At 62.2% G+C, this 16,619-nt stretch carries 14 protein-coding genes; 9 read left to right on the top strand and 5 right to left on the bottom strand.

The genetic code is table 11. From position 1 onward, the window contains the following. Positions 1–211: 211 nt before the first annotated feature. Positions 212–664: a type II 3-dehydroquinate dehydratase gene (aroQ, locus tag ACIOTN_RS00755; RefSeq protein ID WP_105656979.1), complete on the top strand. Its 453-nt coding sequence runs from the start codon at positions 212–214 to the stop codon at positions 662–664. A gap of 9 nt (positions 665–673) precedes the next feature. Here aroQ and ACIOTN_RS00750 read toward each other — a convergent pair whose 3' ends face one another. Further along, complete coding sequence (locus tag ACIOTN_RS00750; protein ID WP_286134139.1) at positions 674–1,864, bottom strand: MarP family serine protease; 1,191 nt, start codon at positions 1,862–1,864, stop codon at positions 674–676. 204 nt (positions 1,865–2,068) lie between these two features. On the opposite strand from ACIOTN_RS00750, the gene ACIOTN_RS00745 reads away from it, so the two are divergent. Continuing rightward, the gene (locus ACIOTN_RS00745) at positions 2,069–2,746 is read left to right on the top strand and encodes a Crp/Fnr family transcriptional regulator (RefSeq protein WP_022874282.1); all 678 of its coding nucleotides are present in this window, start codon (positions 2,069–2,071) and stop codon (positions 2,744–2,746) included. Between the two features lie 68 nt (positions 2,747–2,814). Here ACIOTN_RS00745 and ACIOTN_RS00740 read toward each other — a convergent pair whose 3' ends face one another. Then, the gene (locus tag ACIOTN_RS00740) at positions 2,815–3,729 is read right to left on the bottom strand and encodes an NUDIX hydrolase (RefSeq protein ID WP_105656981.1); all 915 of its coding nucleotides are present in this window, start codon (positions 3,727–3,729) and stop codon (positions 2,815–2,817) included. A gap of 61 nt (positions 3,730–3,790) precedes the next feature. Then, positions 3,791–4,267, bottom strand: coding sequence for a RidA family protein (locus tag ACIOTN_RS00735; RefSeq protein WP_105656982.1), 477 nt, complete (start codon positions 4,265–4,267; stop codon positions 3,791–3,793). A 225-nt stretch (positions 4,268–4,492) separates the two neighbouring features. Between ACIOTN_RS00735 and ACIOTN_RS00730 the strand changes: the two genes are divergently transcribed. The 4 genes from ACIOTN_RS00730 (at position 4,493) to ACIOTN_RS00715 (ending at position 11,669) form a co-directional block, all read left to right on the top strand. After that, complete coding sequence (locus ACIOTN_RS00730) at positions 4,493–6,793, top strand: transglycosylase domain-containing protein (RefSeq protein ID WP_105656983.1); 2,301 nt, start codon at positions 4,493–4,495, stop codon at positions 6,791–6,793. 119 nt (positions 6,794–6,912) lie between these two features. Continuing rightward, positions 6,913–7,866, top strand: a complete 954-nt coding sequence (locus tag ACIOTN_RS00725) for a metallophosphoesterase (protein ID WP_105656984.1) — start codon at positions 6,913–6,915, stop codon at positions 7,864–7,866. A gap of 174 nt (positions 7,867–8,040) precedes the next feature. Then, complete coding sequence (locus tag ACIOTN_RS00720) at positions 8,041–9,864, top strand: ABC transporter ATP-binding protein (protein WP_105657084.1); 1,824 nt, start codon at positions 8,041–8,043, stop codon at positions 9,862–9,864. Beyond that, complete coding sequence (locus tag ACIOTN_RS00715; protein WP_402734692.1) at positions 9,861–11,669, top strand: ABC transporter ATP-binding protein; 1,809 nt, start codon at positions 9,861–9,863, stop codon at positions 11,667–11,669. Before ACIOTN_RS00720 ends, ACIOTN_RS00715 begins: the two co-directional genes overlap by 4 nt. Positions 11,670–11,754: 85 nt before the next feature. Here ACIOTN_RS00715 and ACIOTN_RS00710 read toward each other — a convergent pair whose 3' ends face one another. Together ACIOTN_RS00710 and purD are read right to left on the bottom strand one after the other, a co-directional pair. Beyond that, positions 11,755–12,660, bottom strand: coding sequence for a phosphoribosylaminoimidazolesuccinocarboxamide synthase (locus ACIOTN_RS00710; RefSeq protein WP_332498200.1), 906 nt, complete (start codon positions 12,658–12,660; stop codon positions 11,755–11,757). Positions 12,661–12,675: 15 nt separating this feature from the next. Further along, positions 12,676–13,962, bottom strand: coding sequence for a phosphoribosylamine--glycine ligase (purD, locus tag ACIOTN_RS00705; protein WP_402734978.1), 1,287 nt, complete (start codon positions 13,960–13,962; stop codon positions 12,676–12,678). Between the two features lie 302 nt (positions 13,963–14,264). On the opposite strand from purD, the gene ACIOTN_RS00700 reads away from it, so the two are divergent. From ACIOTN_RS00700 to purF, 3 genes are all read left to right on the top strand, one after another. Continuing rightward, positions 14,265–14,645, top strand: a complete 381-nt coding sequence (locus ACIOTN_RS00700) for a sterol carrier family protein (RefSeq protein WP_105656988.1) — start codon at positions 14,265–14,267, stop codon at positions 14,643–14,645. Between the two features lie 52 nt (positions 14,646–14,697). Next, complete coding sequence (locus tag ACIOTN_RS00695) at positions 14,698–14,976, top strand: hypothetical protein (protein WP_181148810.1); 279 nt, start codon at positions 14,698–14,700, stop codon at positions 14,974–14,976. A gap of 105 nt (positions 14,977–15,081) precedes the next feature. Beyond that, positions 15,082–16,605, top strand: a complete 1,524-nt coding sequence (purF, locus tag ACIOTN_RS00690) for an amidophosphoribosyltransferase (protein WP_105656990.1) — start codon at positions 15,082–15,084, stop codon at positions 16,603–16,605. The last annotated feature ends 14 nt before the right edge of the window (positions 16,606–16,619 follow it).

Here is a 16,619-nt window from a genome sequence, read left to right as displayed (position 1 = left end):
GGGGCCCGCGCGCCCCGCACCCCCCCCGCGCGGCCCACATCCCCGGTCAGCCCCCGCCCCCGCCAACCATCCCCAAACTCCCCCCCCCCCCCCCGGCCCCCCCCCCCCCCGCCCCCCCCCCCCGGGGGGGGCCCCCCCACGGCGGCTTCTTGTATTACGGGGCCAAAGAATTCGGGCGGGAATTTCCCGGTTGTGTAATAGATTTGAGTTCATGACTGAGAACGCATCGAACACCATCTTGCTGCTCAACGGCCCCAACCTGAATCTGCTGGGCACCCGGGAGCCGGAAATCTATGGCCACGACACCCTGGCCGATGTTGAGCAGCTGGCCCGGGAAACCGCTGCGGCCCTCGGCTTCGAATTGCGCGCCTTGCAGTCCAACCATGAGGGTGTGCTCATCGACGCGATTCACGAGGCCCGCACTACCGCAGCCGGCATCATCATGAACCCCGGCGCATTCACCCATACCTCTGTGGCTATTGCCGATGCCATCAGCGGCGTGCAGTTGCCAGCCATCGAGGTGCACATCTCGAACGTGCACAAGCGTGAAGCGTTCCGCCACCATTCCTTCATCTCGCCGGTAGCCAGCTCGATCATCATCGGTGCGGGCGTGCACGGCTACAAGCTGGCGGTTCAGCAGCTCGCGCATTTGCTGGGCAAATAGCCGCAAGCCCTAGCCGGTGACGCAGTCGCCTGTTTTGATGCTGGTGCGCCGATCGCCGCCCAGCTCCATGGCGTTCTCGATCTCTTCGAGGCTCAGGGCGAAGCCGACCTCGTCATCGCTGCGCGACTTGGCGAAGATCAAGCCCACCGCGTCGCCGGATTCATCCAGCAGCGGTCCGCCGGAATTGCCCTGGGCTACTTCCGCGGTGAGCTGGTAGACAGAGATTCGAGATGGGTCCGCGCCATAGATATTGGCAATGGAGACGAAGGCACGGGAAGCGATCAAGGCTCCGCGGATCTGCTGCGGGCCGCCCGCTGGGTGCCCGACAAAGGTTGCCGAGTCGCCGCGCATCAGGTCATCAGCGGCGAGGTCGATAGGCTCTGCCTCCAGCCCTTCGACGTAAAGCAGCGCGATGTCGGCCTTGGGATCGAAATAAACAACCTTTCCGCGGTGAACTTCGTCACCGCCGACCTCCACGGTTGCCGCGCTCAATCCGGCGACCACGTGCGCGTTGGTCATGACCAGCTCGTGGTCGACAACGAAGCCTGAGCCGGTCAGGTTCACACCGCATTGCACCGCGGTACCGGAGATCTTGGCGGCCGATTGGGCAGCGGCCAGCTGCAGGTCGTTAGCTGCCCATTCGGTGTTGGCCGGCGCCTGGACCGGGGGCGCGAAAGGCTCCAGGAATGCGGGGAGGGTTTCGGCGATCACCTTGGAGCGTGCGGTGGAAATCGCGGCATCGACAAACTCGGGTGTCAGGCCACGAATCGAGTCGATCATCTTGGACTTGCTGATCTCCAGCGAAAGCCTTGGAATACCCATGCTTGAAGTGGAAAAGGCCAAGCCACCGATGATTGTGGCGGTAATGAACACCGACAGCACGCCACCGGCAATGCGGTCCGCGGCACGCAGGAAATCGACATTCATCCAGTGGCGGATGCGGGTTGCAATCACCCGTCCCAGAGCTTGCCCGAGAATGATCAGCACGGCTGCGGTAGCTATCATCAGGCCGACCCGCCACCAGGGGTTCGTGGCGAAGGTGGAAACCAGCGGGATGGCGAAGAATGCGGCGACGCCGCCGACAATCAGGCCGAGCATGTCGCCAATGGTCAGCAGAAAACCTCGACGAACTCCAACAACGAAAAACGTCAGCAAAACAGCGCAGATGACTACGTCGAGCCAGCTGAAAATTCCGAGCACCAAGACCCCAGTTCATTCATAAAGTTCGTATAGACCCAAGGTACCCTTAGAAGCTGATGGATTTCTGCGAGCAGATTCGCGAGTTTTAGTCGAATGTGCGTGATTTTCAACATTTTCTTGGTTAAACCACGTGTGGAAACTGTCACATTGTTACCGAATACGGCACAATGAAGTAAGCGCCTACTACTGTTGACAGGAGATTTAATGGATATCGAGGTACTGCGTCGCGCGCCACTGTTTGCGTCGCTTGGTGATGAAGTATTCGCCGCGCTAACCGAAGAATTGACCGAGGTTGATCTCTCCCGCGGCGCATCGGTGTTCCGTGAAGGCGATCAGGGTGACCGTCTGTACTTCATCGTTTCGGGCAAGATCAAGCTGGGTCGCACCTCTTCGGATGGTCGCGAGAACCTGATTGCTGTTCTTGGCCCAGGCGAACTGTTTGGCGAGATGGCATTGTTCGATCCACACCCACGCAACGCAACTGCAACCGCCGTGTCCGAGACCCGCTTGGCGGGCCTGAGCCACGAGAACATGCGCAAGGCTATCTTGAACTCCCCTGAGGTCTCGATCCAGCTGCTGCAGGCTCTGGCTGCACGTCTGCGTCGTACCAATGAGTCCCTGGCCGATCTGGTCTTCTCTGACGTTCCTGGCCGTGTTGCCAAGGCTCTGTTGGATCTGGCTGACCGCTTCGGTCGCCCAGCTACCGACGGCATCCTGGTTGCCCACGAACTGACTCAGGAAGAGCTGGCTCAGCTCGTTGGTGCTTCCCGCGAAACCGTGAACAAGGCTCTGGCCGAGTTCGTGCAGCGCGGCTGGCTGCGCCTGGAAGCACGCGCCGTCGTGATCCTGGATATCCAGCGTCTGCGCCAGCGCTCGCGCTAAACCGCAGTGATGCAAACAGGCCGGGAATCCTTCAAGGATTCCCGGCCTGCTTTGTTTAAGTTCTGCTCTCAGTGCCCGGCAGTAGTCTGCCATGGGCGGGAGGATTCAGCGCTCATGGAGCCAAGGACTTCCAGATAGTAAATGCCATCGCGCACCAGCAGGTCCGGATGCTTGAGATTCAACGAACGGGCCCGCGAAAGGTAGGCGACCACTCCATTGGCCTCCGCCATGGCTTCCAGGATCATTTCCACCGCCGGGTAGCTAATCTCCGAGAGCGCGAGGTTCACTGTGTTGGGTTGGCCAACGCTGTCCCCCAGCTCGCTGGTGCTGCGTTTGGCCAATATTTCCCCGGCGGCACACCAGCGCCCCCATTTGCCTTTGCCGCGCAGCAAGGCAGCCTCCTGGCGGTTGGGCACGGTGGCAGTGAAGTACCAGGTGTCGAAGCGGCGCAGGGCAAAGTTCGGGTTGAGCCAGTGGGATACCGGACGCAAAAGGTCTGTGCGCAAGCCCAGTCCGCGGCGGCGCAGGAATTCGTCGAAGGCCAGGTCCTGTCCGGCGATTGCTTCGCGGGCGGTCATCCAGTCTTCTGCATCGGTCATTTCGACCACGGATTGCTCATCGGTGCCGGCCAGCAGGATTCCGGTCTCTTCGAAAAGCTCGCGGATGGCGCAAACGATGTATGCCTGCGCCAACTGCTGGTCCAGCATGTCCATGCGCTTGGACCATTGGGACAGGCTCGGACCGAACCATTGGTAGGTGGCACGGTCGCTCGCCTCGTGGCTGCCGCCTGGAAAGGCCACGTTGCCCAGTGGGGAGCCCCCGGGGCGATAAGTCAGATAGGTCTCCACGCCGTGGGAAGAATCCCTCACAAGGCAGATGGAGGACGCGCGCCGCGGGGTGCGCGGCGTGCGCGAACCGAAAGAGAACCAGTTTTCGGCGGTGGCAATTTGATGCGGTGGCAAATCAAAGAGCCGGCGCACCATACCGCTGCGCGGCCCCGCCGGGAATGCCCGTCGGGACCGCGCAGCAGGAATCTGGCTTGAATTACTCAAATTCGGCGATGACCTCGACCTCGACAGGTGCATCCAGCGGCAGAACGGCAACGCCGACGGCCGAGCGTGCGTGCAAGCCTGCATCGCCGAGTACCTCGCCGAAGAACTCCGATGCCCCGTTGATGACGCCTGGCTGTCCGGTGAAGTCCGGTGCCGACGACACGAAACCGACAACCTTCACGATGCGCTTAATGCGATCTAGATCACCAATTTCGGCCTTGATGGCGGCTAGCGCGTTAAGCGCAGCGGTCTGCGCCTGGGCCTTCGCCTCCTCGGCCGAAACCTCGGCACCAACCTTTCCAACGGCTGTGAGTTCACCCTTAATCAGCGGAAGCTGGCCAGAGGTGTAGACATAGTTGCCGGTGGTAACGGCTGGCAGGTAGGCGGCTACCGGCTTTGCCACAGCTGGCAAGGCATGACCGAGCTCGGCCAGACGAGCCTCGACACGCGAGGAAGTAGCTTCTTGCATGGGATTTCTCCTTCAGTAAATGTTGTTGCTAGTTACGCTTTCGGACGCTTCATGTAGGCCACTGGAGATGAGCCGTTGGGGCCTGGAACCACGGTTACCAGCTCCCAGCCATCGTCACCCCACTGGTCCAAAATCTGCTTCGTAGCGTGAATCAAAAGCGGCAAAGTGGCGTATTCCCATTTAGTCATACTCGATACGTTAGCGCGTCCTTGTAAACTAGTGGGTATGGCAGCCAAGAAGTCCCCTTTTTTTGATACCGCTACCACCCTGGGAAAAGTCGTTGCATTCTTCGGAATCAGCGCCCTGTGTGGTGTGCTCGCAGCAGGCATGCTCGTGCCCATTGCAGCTATCGCAAAAACCGGTTTGACCACCGGTAACAACATCGTCAGCGCGCTCCCGAGCTCGTTTGAAAAGCTCCCCATCCCGGAGCCTTCCACGATCCTTGACGCTGATGGCAAGGCCATTGCGAACTTCTACCAGCAAAATCGCCAGCCTGTGAAGCTAGATGACATCTCGCCAAACATGCGCAAGGCGATCATCTCGGTGGAAGATGAGCGTTTCTACGAGCACAAGGGCATCGACCCCAAGGGCATCGCCCGTGCAGTAGTTGGCAACCTCACCTCTTCGAGCCGCTCTGGTGCTTCCACCCTGACCCAGCAGTACGTGAACAACCTGCTAGTGAATAACCAGGTGCTCACCGGTTCGGACGAATCCACTGTTTCCGGCCAGAAGGGCTACTCGGATAAGATCCGCGAGCTGAAGTACGCGGTGGCCATCGAGAAGGAAATGTCCAAGGACCAGATCCTGGAGGGCTACCTGAACCTGGTGCTCTTCTCGGGTCGCGAGTACGGCGTGCAGGCTGCCGCTCAGCACTTCTACTCAACCGATGCCAAGGACTTGAACGTGCAGCAGTCGGCCATGCTTGCCGGCATGGTCCAGCTGCCAAACGTCTACAACCCGATCAACAACCCTGAGCGATCCATCGACCGCCGCAACAAGGTGCTGGGCAACATGTACCGCACCGGCGCAATCACCAAGAAGGAATACGACAAGGCGGTGAAGTCGGACCTGGAACTGGATCCGCGCACGTCCCCTTCCGGTTGCACCGCGGCCAAGGAAAATGCCTACTTCTGCGACTACGTCACCAATCTGATCCTTTCCGATGACACCTATGGCAAGACCAAGGAAGATCGCGAAGGCCTGCTGTACCGTGGCGGCTTGACCGTCAAGACCACCCTGAACAGCAAGCTGAACAAGAAGGCCGCCAAGGACGCAGCGAAGGCTATCGATCCAAAGGCCAAGTCCAACACCGACATTTACTCCTCGATCGTTTCGGTCGAGCCGGGCACCGGCAAGATCCTGACCATGGCGCAGAACACCACCTACGGTCCGGAAGTCAAGAACTCGGGCGAGAACACCTATTACAACTTCGCTGTCGAGCGTTCCCTGGGTGGCGCTGGCGGGTTCCAGGGTGGTTCTACCATGAAGCCGTACACCACCTTGGGCTGGCTGTCCGAAGGCAACCGCATGTACGACAAGATCAATGCCAAGAAGCAGGTTTTCGTACCCGGCTCCAAGTGGCGGGCATCTTGCCTTCCCGGAGGAACGACAACTGTTGGTTCTAATTGGGAACCGAAGAATGCATCGCCTGGCTTCTACCGCTCGATGACCGTGGATACCGGCCTGTACTGGTCGATCAATACCGCGACCGTGCAGGAGGCCTACAAGACCGACCTGTGCACCATCGCCGATTACACCAAGAAGCTTGGCGTACTGGATCAGGGCGCCAAGGGCGGCCCTGCCCCGATCTCGCCTTCGAACCCTTCGTTCATCATCGGCTCGGCAGAAATCACCCCGCTGTCCCAGGCCGCCGCATTCGCTGCATTCGCCAACAAGGGCGAGTACTGCGAACCACGCGCCATCAACAGCGTGACCGACAAGGACGGCAACGAGTACAAGGTCAAGAAGGAATCCTGCTCCCAGGAAATCGACCCGACCTACGTTGCCGATCTGAACGGCACCCTGAAGAAGATCGCCACCAACCGCGTCTCCAAGGGCCGCGTCGACGGCCCAATCGCTGGCAAGACCGGTACCAACAACTACGCGTCCTCGACCTGGTTCGTCGGCTACACCACCGGAATTTCCACCGCCACCTGGGTCGGCCGACTCAAGGGCAAGGCCGGCGAAGAGAAGAACCAGATGCACGGCGCGATGGTCAACGACAAGAAGGCCCCTTGGATGGTCGATTCCTCGACCTTCGCCGCCCCGCTGTGGGTGGACTTCATGGAGGAGGCCGTGCACGAATACGAGCGGAACAACTTCGGTTCGGCCCGTCGCCAGCCGCCTCCGCCAAAGCCGAAGGAAGAAGACGATTCCAAGTCCGACTCGGATGAGAAGGACAATGACAAGGAAGAGTCGAAGGAAGATTCCAAGCCTAAGGAAGAATCCTCGCCGAAGCCCGACTCCGATAACAAGGGCAACGGAAACGGCAATGGAAACGGCAACGGCAAGAAGTCCGATGACTAGCTGAATATTCGAAAGGCCGCGTTCAACTTTGGTTGGACGCGGCCTTTCGGTTTAGATTGGCATAGGAGAACTCCACCAGAAGTTGCCTCCGGGCTTGAAAGGACGATGGCACAGAAGTCATGGTTGAACAGAATAATTTCGCTTCGGCATTACGTCATGCCAGCGGTACTGCGGCCCTTGCCGCCACCGGCGCTCTGGCCATCGGCGGAGCTCTGGTGGGCTATGGCATGCTGGAGGCCCAAAAGTTCGGGCTGCGCCACGAATCGCTTAAGGTCCTGCCCCGCGGATACGGCGACATCAAGGTCCTGCACCTTTCGGACATCCACATGGTTCCAGGGCAGGAAGCCAAAACCCAGTGGCTGCGCGGTCTGGCTGATCTGAAGCCCGACTTTGTCATCAACACCGGGGATAACCTCAGCCACCGCAAGGCCGTGCCGGCTTTGATCAAGGCGCTGGAACCGCTGATGGCTTTCCCTGGCGCCTTCGTTCCCGGGTCCAATTGCTACTACGCTCCGAAGCTGAAGAACCCGTTCAGGTATTTGGCTCCTTCCACCGGAACTCCCAACCCTGCCCCGCGGGACCAGTTGCCGTTCGAAGAAATGCACCGGGCCTTCGGCGGAGCCGGCTGGATCAACATGTCCAACCGTGCGCATTCCACGGTGCTCAATGGCCTGCGCCTGGATCTTACCGGCGTGGATGATCCGCACATCGACCGGGACCTCTTCGCTGGCTGGCCGCGTGGTTCCTCCTCAAGCAGCCAGGCGCCCCACGTGCGCATTGCGCTCACCCACGCGCCCTACCAGCGGGTTCTTGACCAATTCACCGAGGCGAAGGCTGATGTCATTTTCGCTGGCCACACCCACGGCGGCCAGGTGTGCATCCCGGGCTATGGCGCATTGGTCTCCAACTGCGATCTGCCTACGTGGCGCGCCCGCGGCCTGAGCGATTGGGAATACAACGGCAACACCGTTCCGTTGAATGTTTCCGCTGGCGTGGGCACCTCGCGCTTCGCTCCGATTCGCTTCGCCTGCCCGCCGGAAGCCATCATGGTTACCCTGGCTGCCCGCGACTAAGCCACGAAATTTCTTCGGGTAATCCCCGGTCAAGCACCTTCTTGGTGCTCGACCGGGGATTATTTGCCTCCAATGTGAAGCACTTCTTTCCAATAGTTGCCTATTGATTGAATTATCCCAACTACTGCCGGTAGTCTGTAACTCTGTCAAACTTCTGGATGAATGCGGGGTACCGTGGCTCAAGCTCAACAGGCCGGTTCGAAAGATCCGGTCCCGCTCTCCGCAACACTGAAACGGCTTGCTCCATTCGTCAAGCCGATCTTCCCCCGGCTCTTTTGCGGTTTCCTCTGCGCGCTCGGCGCCGGAATTGTCGCGCTGGCCATCCCCCAGGTGCTCGCCTGGCTGGTCAATGTCGTCCTGCATCGTGATGGGGCAGCCTCGGAGGTGTGGCTCTCTGTTGGCATCGTTGCCGCATTGGGCCTTGTCGAAGCCCTGCTGATCTTCCTGCGCCGCCAATTCGTGCTGAATCCCGCAGCAGGCCTTGAAGCGCAGATGCGCATCCGCTTCTACAAGCACCTGCAGCGCCTGCCCGTGGCGTTCCACGAACGCTGGGGCTCGGGGCAGCTTCTCTCCCGCTCCATGTCGGATCTCTCCTTGTTGCGCCGCTGGCTCGCGTTCGGCGCGATGATGCTGGTTGTTGAAACCGTCACCGTCATCACCGGGCTGGTGCTGATGTTCACCCATTCATGGATCCTGGGACTGCTCTACCTGCTGGGATCTATCCCGATTGCCATCAAGGCCTACCGTTTCCGCAACGACTACCGGGCCGCCAGCCGCCGCAGCCAGGACCAGGCTGGGGACCTGGCCACCGCGGTGGAAGAATCAGTGCACGGCATCCGCGTCATCAAGGCCTTCGGCCGCGGGCCGCATGTCTACGCGGGCTTCAGCGCCCAGGCAAAGTCCCTGCAGGAAACCGAAATAACCAAGGCCAAGACGCTGGCCAGCTTCCTGCTCACCGTCGTTGCGGTGCCTGAAACCATTCTGGGCATCGGCCTGCTGATCGGCATTGCCCAGGTCGCCAACGGCACGCTGAGCGTCGGCTCGCTGGTGGCCTACTTCGCCATCGCCGCGGTCATCGCCGGCCCCGTCGAGGGCATGGGAATGCTGCTGGGCATGACACTGAGCACCAAAACTGCGCTGGACCGCCACTTCGAGGTCATGGATTCAATCAATGACATCGATTCCCCCGCGCAGCCCCGGGTCCCTGCAGAACGCGATGGCAGCGTGAAGCTGGAGCATGTGCGCTTCGCCTACCCGGATACCGCCGGTACCCACCGGCCGATCCTGGCCGACATCAACTTGGAGATCCGTCCCGGGGAAACCATGGCCCTTGTCGGCATCACCGGTTCAGGCAAGTCCACCTTGCTGAACCTGGTTCCGCGCCTGCATGAAGCGACCGCCGGCGAGGTGCTCATCCACGGACAGGACGTCAAGGACTGGGACCTCCGGGAACTGCGAACCGAGATCGCTGTGGCTTTCGAGGACACCACCTTGTTCTCCACCTCCATCCGCGGCAACGTGCTGCTCGGCGCCCCGGAAAACCTGGATGAGCAGCAGCGCGAAGCCCTGCTCGCCGAGGCCCTGGACGTCGCCCAGGCGCAGTTTGCCTACGCGTTGCCCGAAGGGGTAGAGACCTTGATCGGCGAGGAAGGCCTGTCGCTATCGGGCGGGCAGCGCCAGCGCATCGCCTTGGCCCGCGCCATCGCGGCGCGCCCGAGCGTGCTGGTCCTCGACGATCCGCTGTCCGCCCTGGATGTGCGCACCGAGGAACTGGTCACCGAGAGGCTGCGCGAAGTCCTGGCCGGAACCACCACGCTGATCGTGGCCCACCGGCCCTCGACCGTGATGCTCGCCGACCGCGTGGCGCTGCTGCGCGATGGCCGCATCGACGCGGTGGGAAGCCATGCCCACCTGTTGAGCACCAATGAGCATTACCGATTCGTCATCGCCAGCCTGGATGACGAAGACCAGCCAGCCACCGTGGAGGTCTCCCGATGAGCAAGCCACTGGGCGTCGCCAATGAAGACGCCATCAAGCTCTCTGCCGCCGAGCGCAAGGTCGTGCGGCAACGTTCCTTCCGGTTGCTGGCCTCGCTGGCCGTGCCGCAGAAGAAGCTGTTCGTCCTCACCGTGGTGCTGGTGCTGTTCTCCAACGCGGCACGCGTGCTGCTTCCGGTGCTGATCGCCTTCTCGATCGACTGGACCCTGCCGCAGGTGCGCGAAGGCAACTGGGGCGCCCTGGGGATGACCGGGGCCGGATACATCGTGTGCGCCGTGCTCAGCGGCGTGCTGCTCTCCTGGTACATCACCAGTGCGGCGAAGATCTCCCAGGCGATGCTCCTGGATCTGCGCCAGCAGGTCTTCCGCCATACCCAGCGGCTGAGCCTCGAATTCCACGAGAACTACACCTCCGGGCGGATCATTTCCCGGCAGACCTCCGATCTGGAAACGCTGCGCGAGCTGCTCGATCAAGGCGTCTCGGAACTGGCCTCCTCCTGCGTGTTCGTGGTCTTCACCCTGGTCTCGATTTTCTTCCTCGACTGGCGCAGCGGCCTGGTGGTCTGCGTGGCCGTCCTTCCGGTAGCGATCCTCTTCTTCTGGTACCAGCGCCGCTCCGAGCTGCTCTACCGCGAATCCCGCGTGGTCTCGGCCAAGGTCATCTCCACCTTCGTGGAAACCATGACCGGCATCCGCGCGGTCAAGGCCTTCCGCCGCGAGGAAGCCAACGACGCGAACTACTCGGATCTCGCGGAGCAGTACCGGGTGAACTCGGTGCGTTCCTTCAACCTCTTCGGCGTCCTGCAGCCGGGACTGGTCCTGATCGGCAACCTGACGGTGGCGGCATTGCTGGCCTACGGCGGATTCCGCATCATCGACGGCACCATGCAGGTCGGTGCGATGGTGGCCATCCTGCTGGCCTCCAAGCGCCTGTTCCAGCCAGTCGAGCAGATCGCCGTGTTCTATTCCTCGCTGCAGTCGGCCACCGCCGCCTTGGAGAAGGTTTCGGGGCTGCTGGAGGAAGAACCGACGGTGCGCGAGCCTGCGGCCCCTCGCACCATCCGCAAGGTGGCCGGCGAGCTGGTCTTCAAGGATGCGGTCTTCGGCTACGGCGAGGGCCCGGTGATCATGGAGGAATTCGACCTGCGGATCCCGGCGGGCCAAACGGTGGCCGTGGTAGGCCAGACCGGTGCCGGCAAGTCCACGCTGGCCAAGCTCATTGCCCGCTTCTACGACCTGCGTTCGGGCACCTTGGAACTGGATTCGGTGCCGATCAACGAGCTGTCGAACAAGGAACTGCGCCAGCACGTGGTGATGGTCACCCAGGAGGCGTTCCTCTTCTCCGGATCGGTGGCCGAGAACATCGCGCTGGGCCGGCCGGGCGCCTCGCCGGAGGATATCGAGTCAGCCGCCCGTGCGGTCGGCGCCCACGAGTTCATCATGGATCTGCCTGAGGGCTACGGCACCGACGTGAACAAGCGAGGCGGACGGGTCTCGGCCGGCCAGCGCCAGCTGATTTCCTTTGCCCGCGCCTTCCTGGCCGATCCTGCGGTGCTGATCCTTGATGAGGCCACCAGCTCCCTGGATATCCCTTCGGAACGGGCAGTGCAGCGCGGACTGCAAACCCTGCTGGGCAACCGCACCGCGCTGATCATCGCGCACCGCCTGTCCACCGTGCAGATCGCGGACCGCGTGCTGGTGGTCCACGATGGCAAGATCACCGAGGACGGCACCCCAGCGCAGCTGATTGCCGATGAGGGGCGCTTCGCGGCCCTGCACAAGGCGTGGAAGGACTCGCTGGTCTGATCCCGTCCAGGACAGCGCAAAGCCCTCCGCAGATCACTTCGATCAGCGGAGGGCTTTGCCGTGCGTGGTTGTTCTTCGCCTGCGCCTAGGCGCTGAAGACCTGGCCGGTGAGCCGTTCATAGGCCTCGATGTAGCGGGCACGGGTCTTCTCGATGATTCCGGCTGGCAGCTGGGGCGGTTCTTCGCCCGAGTTCTTGTCCCAACCCGATTCGGCGGAGGTCAGCCAGTCGCGGACGAACTGCTTGTCGAAGCTGGCCTGCGCCTGGCCCGGCTTGTAGGATTCGGCATCCCAGAAGCGCGAGGAATCCGGGGTCAGTACCTCATCGCCCAGGGTGATCTCGCCGGTGGCCGGATCAGCTCCGAACTCCACCTTGGTATCGGCCAGGATGATGCCGCGCGCGCGGGCGATCTGCTCGGCCTGCTCGTACAGGGCCACGGTCTTCTCGCGCAGCGCCTCGGACACTTCGGCGCCAACGCGTTCCACGGTCTGCTCGAAGGAGATGTTCTCGTCGTGCTCCCCCACCTCGGCCTTGGCCGATGGGGTGAACAGCGCCGGTTCCAGGCGCGAGCCATCCACCAGTCCTGCCGGCAGTGGCAGCTCGCACACGGTTTGCGAGGCCTTGTACTCGGCCAGGCCCGATCCGGTCAGGTATCCGCGGGCGATGCACTCGATCGGGTACATCTCCAGCTTCTTGCACACCATCGCGCGTCCGGCCACCTCGGCTGGAACATCGGTGGAGATGACATGGTTGGCGAAGTCGCCCAGCTGCTCGAACCACCAGAGGCTGAGCTGGGTCAGCACCTTGCCCTTGTCCGGGATTTCGCTGGCCAGCACGAAGTCGTAGGCGCTGATGCGGTCGGAGGCCACCACGAGGACACGGTCGGTGCCTTCGAAGCTGGCGCCCGCAGGCACGTACAGGTCGCGTACCTTGCCCGAGTAGTAATGGTCCCAACCTTCTAGGTCGAGTACTTCGGTCTGGAATCCTGCCATGAGTTCTGTAGTCCTCTACTTGCTTTCGTTGGCGATGGCGATTTCGCCGCGTTCGGCCTTCAACGCAATGTCGGTGCGCGACTGGGCACCGTCCCAGCTGATCTCGGCAACCCCGGCGTACGCTGCGGCGCGGGCCGCGGCGAGGTCATCGCCCAGGCCCACCACGGCCAGAACGCGGCCACCGGAAACAATGATGTTCCCTTCAGCATCCGCGGAAGTTCCGGCATGCATCACGTGCACGCCGTCAATTCCGTTGGCTGCCTCCAGCCCGGAGATCACCGCTCCCTTGACCGGGGTGTCCGGGTAGTTCTCGGCGGCGATGACCACATCAACTGCGGTCTGCGCGGACCAGGTCAGCTGCTCGGCATCATCGAGCCGGCCCTTGGCGGCAGCCAGCAGCACACCGCCCAGCGGAGTCTTCAGCCGGGCAAGGACAGCCTGGGTTTCCGGGTCGCCGAAGCGGGCATTGAACTCGATGACGCGGATGCCGCGCTTGGTGATCGCCAAGCCGCAGTACAGCACGCCGGTGAACGGGGTGCCGCGCTTTTCCATTTCGCGCAGGGTCGGGTAGGCGACGCGGTCCATGACCTCGTCGACGAAGCTCTCCGGCAGCCATTCCAGCGGCGAGTAGGCACCCATGCCACCGGTGTTCGGGCCTTCGTCGTTATCGAAGATGCGCTTGAAGTCCTGTGCCGGGGCCAGCGGAACAGCATGCTTGCCATCGCAGATGACAAACAGTGAAACTTCTGGGCCATCGAGGAATTCTTCGATCACTACGGTCCCGCCGGCGGCAAAGCAGGCTTCTGCGTGCTCCAGCGCTTCGTCGCGATCGCCGGTGACCACGACGCCCTTGCCGGCGGCCAGGCCATCGTCCTTGACCACGTACGGCGCACCGAAGTCATCCAGCGCACTGGCGGCTTCCTCGCGGTTGGTGGCCACATGGGCCATGGCGGTGGGAACCTCAGCGGCAGCCATGACGTTCTTGGCAAAAGCCTTGGACGCTTCGAGCTGCGCGGCAGCCTGGGTCGGGCCGAAGACCGGGATCTGCGCTGCGATCAGCGCATCGGAAACACCGGAAGCCAGCGGCGCTTCGGGGCCGACGACCACCAGATCGCTGCCCAGTTCCCGGGCGAGCGCGACGACTGCGGCAGGATCCTGCGCATCGATCGCGTGGGTAGTGACGTCCTGTGCGATACCGGCGTTGCCGGGGGCGCAATGAACTTCGTTGACGTAGGGGTCTGCACTCAGTGCACGGACAATTGCATGCTCACGGCCGCCTGGGCCAATAACCAGTACCTTCACCCGGTCGAGTTTACCGGAGATCCAGCGGGTCAACCGCGTCTATGACGCACAGGCATTAGCCGCAGGCCCCGTCCATCTGGCCGCCCGCCTGGCACCGGGCCGCGGGGCGAATTCGGCGCCAGCAAGCCCAAAGCGCCCCCTGGAAGTCTTCGGCACAGCATCATGCCGGCATCCAACCGGCGCTGCGTTGGCTGAACTAGAGTTGGCATGGCTGGATTTCTCGGTTTTCCAGATCCACAGTAGATGCCCAGCGCACGCAAATATGACGTTTCTCCGTCATTGAGAGAAAGTGGAATCGACCCATGGCAATCAAACGGCGCGTTGATGAAACCGCTGGCCGAGCGGCCCTGCGCGAATGGTCCGGAACCACGCAGGGACAAGGAAAAATAGCCCGCCCGGTGCTCGCCACCGCGGTGCGCTTTTCGCTGGAGGAGCTGGCCTCCCGCGCCGAGGGCAACTCGGTCGAGGTACGCGTTCCGCCCTTCGGTGTGACTCAGTGCATAGCGGGTCCCCGGCACACCCGCGGAACACCTCCGAATGTAGTCGAAATGCCTGCTGAACTCTGGCTTTCCCTCGCTACTGGGCGTATCGGCTGGGCCGAGGCCTTGCAGACTGGGCAATTGCATGCTTCGGGACTTAGGGCAGACTTGTCAGCGCACCTACCACTTATTGAGTACCCTTAAGGGTATGGAGCAACACCCCGCTACCCCGTCTTCTGCCGATCAGAGTGTTGAAGTGCATATTCACTCGTCGCCCAAGTTCTGGCCGTTCATTTTGACTTTCGCGGTCCTTGGCGCGCTAGCCGGTCTCATCATTGGCCTGCTTGGCGAACCATCGCAGGATTACACCCGCACCTCGGCGTCCGGATTCTTCGCCATATTCGGTGCAGGCCTGGGCGTAGGCATCGGCGCATTGGCGTATGTGATTGTTGATCGCGTGACCTCACGCAAAACCACCAAGCATCTGGCAGTTCCTCTGGCCGAGGACACTGACTCCAGCGGACTACAAGGCTAGGCAGCTTTTCTCCTGAATTAGAAGAGCAGGCGGCCGCGCACCTGGCCGCCACCCACCACATTTTTGGTCGGTGTCGACCAACTGGAACATGAGAGAATAACCAACATGGCGCGTGGCGATGGATTCTTAAATCACGACCTGCTTCCAAACGAAAAGGGGCCGCAGGATGAATGCGGCGTTTTTGGCGTTTGGGCTCCTGGCGAAGAGGTCGCAAAACTCACCTATTACGGCCTGTATGCCCTGCAGCACCGCGGACAGGAATCCGCTGGTATTGCCACGAGCGACGGTGCGCGTATCAACGTCTACAAGGACATGGGCCTGGTCTCCCAGGTGTTCGACGAGAATACGCTGAACTCCATGGCCGGCCAGCTGGCTATCGGCCACTGCCGCTACTCGACCACCGGTGCCAGCCACTGGGCCAATGCGCAGCCGACCTTGGGCCCGACCCAGGCCGGTACCGTCGCCCTGGCCCACAACGGCAATCTGACCAACTCCGCTGATCTGGCCGATATGGTCTCCGCCAAGCAGCAGGCCGAAGGCGGCAAGGTCCGCGGCGAACTCGCCCAGGGCAACACCACCGACACCGCCTTGGTCACCGCCTTGCTGGCCGGTTCCGAAGGGCAGTCGCTGGAAGAAACCGCGCTGGAGCTGCTGCCGAAGATCGAAGGCGCCTTCTGCTTCGTCTTCATGAACGAGGACACCCTCTACGCAGCCCGCGACCCGCATGGTGTTCGCCCCCTGGTCCTGGGCCGGCTGGACCGAGGCTGGGTTGTTGCTTCGGAGCAGCCTGCACTGGCTACCGTTGGCGCCTCGTTCATCCGCGAAATCGAACCCGGCGAAATGATCGCCATCGACGAGAACGGCGTGCGTTCCACCCGCTTCGCCGAAGCCACCCCCAAGGGCTGCGTCTTCGAGTACGTCTACCTGGCTCGTCCCGATGCTGCCATTGCCGGCCGCTCGGTCTACGAATCCCGCGTGGAAATGGGCCGCCAGCTGGCCCGCGAGAACAGCGCGGACGCGGACATCGTGATCCCGGTTCCGGAGTCCGGCACCCCGGCCGCCATCGGCTACGCCGAGGAATCGGGCATTCCTTTCACCCACGGCTTCGTGAAGAACGCCTACGTGGGCCGTACCTTCATCCAGCCATCGCAGACCCTGCGCCAGCTGGGCATCAAGCTCAAGCTCAATGCGCTGGAAACCGTGCTGCGCGGCAAGCGCGTCGTGGTGGTGGATGATTCGATCGTCCGCGGCAACACCCAGCGCGCGGTGGTGCGCATGCTGCGCGAGGCCGGTGCCGCCGAGGTGCATGTGAAGATCTCCTCGCCTCCGGTCAAGTGGCCTTGCTTCTACGGCATCGACTTCGCCTCGCGTGCCGAGCTGATCGCCAACGGCGCTGCCGTGGCTGAGATCGCGACCTCCATCGGCGCGGACTCCTTGGCCTACATTTCCGAAGACGGCATGATCGAGGCGACCCGCCAGCCGCGCGAGCGCCTGTGCACCGCGTGCTTCACCGGCGAGTACCCGATCGCCTTGCCGAACGAGGAGCGCCGCGGCAAGAACCTGCTGGAGCGCAGCAACCAGGGTGGCTGCGAGCCGGGTCCTGATGCCGAGTTCGAAACCAACAGCTAATCCCCTCCACGATC

The organism is Glutamicibacter sp. NPDC087661 (assembly GCF_044743275.1).
Lineage (GTDB): Bacteria > Actinomycetota > Actinomycetes > Actinomycetales > Micrococcaceae > Glutamicibacter.
Note: the sequence above shows the minus strand (reverse complement) of the source record. Positions and strands in the feature narration are given on the sequence as shown.

Bases quoted from the DNA above. Each gene is read 5' to 3' on its own strand.
- aroQ (WP_105656979.1), top strand. From the start codon at position 212: ATGACTGAGAACGCATCGAACACCATCTTGCTGCTCAACGGCCCCAAC.
- ACIOTN_RS00745 (WP_022874282.1), top strand. From the start codon at position 2,069: ATGGATATCGAGGTACTGCGTCGCGCGCCACTGTTTGCGTCGCTTGGT.
- ACIOTN_RS00740 (WP_105656981.1), bottom strand. From the start codon at position 3,729: ATGGTGCGCCGGCTCTTTGATTTGCCACCGCATCAAATTGCCACCGCC.
- ACIOTN_RS00735 (WP_105656982.1), bottom strand. From the start codon at position 4,267: ATGCAAGAAGCTACTTCCTCGCGTGTCGAGGCTCGTCTGGCCGAGCTC.
- ACIOTN_RS00730 (WP_105656983.1), top strand. From the start codon at position 4,493: ATGGCAGCCAAGAAGTCCCCTTTTTTTGATACCGCTACCACCCTGGGA.
- ACIOTN_RS00725 (WP_105656984.1), top strand. From the start codon at position 6,913: ATGGTTGAACAGAATAATTTCGCTTCGGCATTACGTCATGCCAGCGGT.
- ACIOTN_RS00715 (WP_402734692.1), top strand. From the start codon at position 9,861: ATGAGCAAGCCACTGGGCGTCGCCAATGAAGACGCCATCAAGCTCTCT.
- ACIOTN_RS00710 (WP_332498200.1), bottom strand. From the start codon at position 12,660: ATGGCAGGATTCCAGACCGAAGTACTCGACCTAGAAGGTTGGGACCAT.
- ACIOTN_RS00700 (WP_105656988.1), top strand. From the start codon at position 14,265: ATGGCAATCAAACGGCGCGTTGATGAAACCGCTGGCCGAGCGGCCCTG.
- purF (WP_105656990.1), top strand. From the start codon at position 15,082: ATGGCGCGTGGCGATGGATTCTTAAATCACGACCTGCTTCCAAACGAA.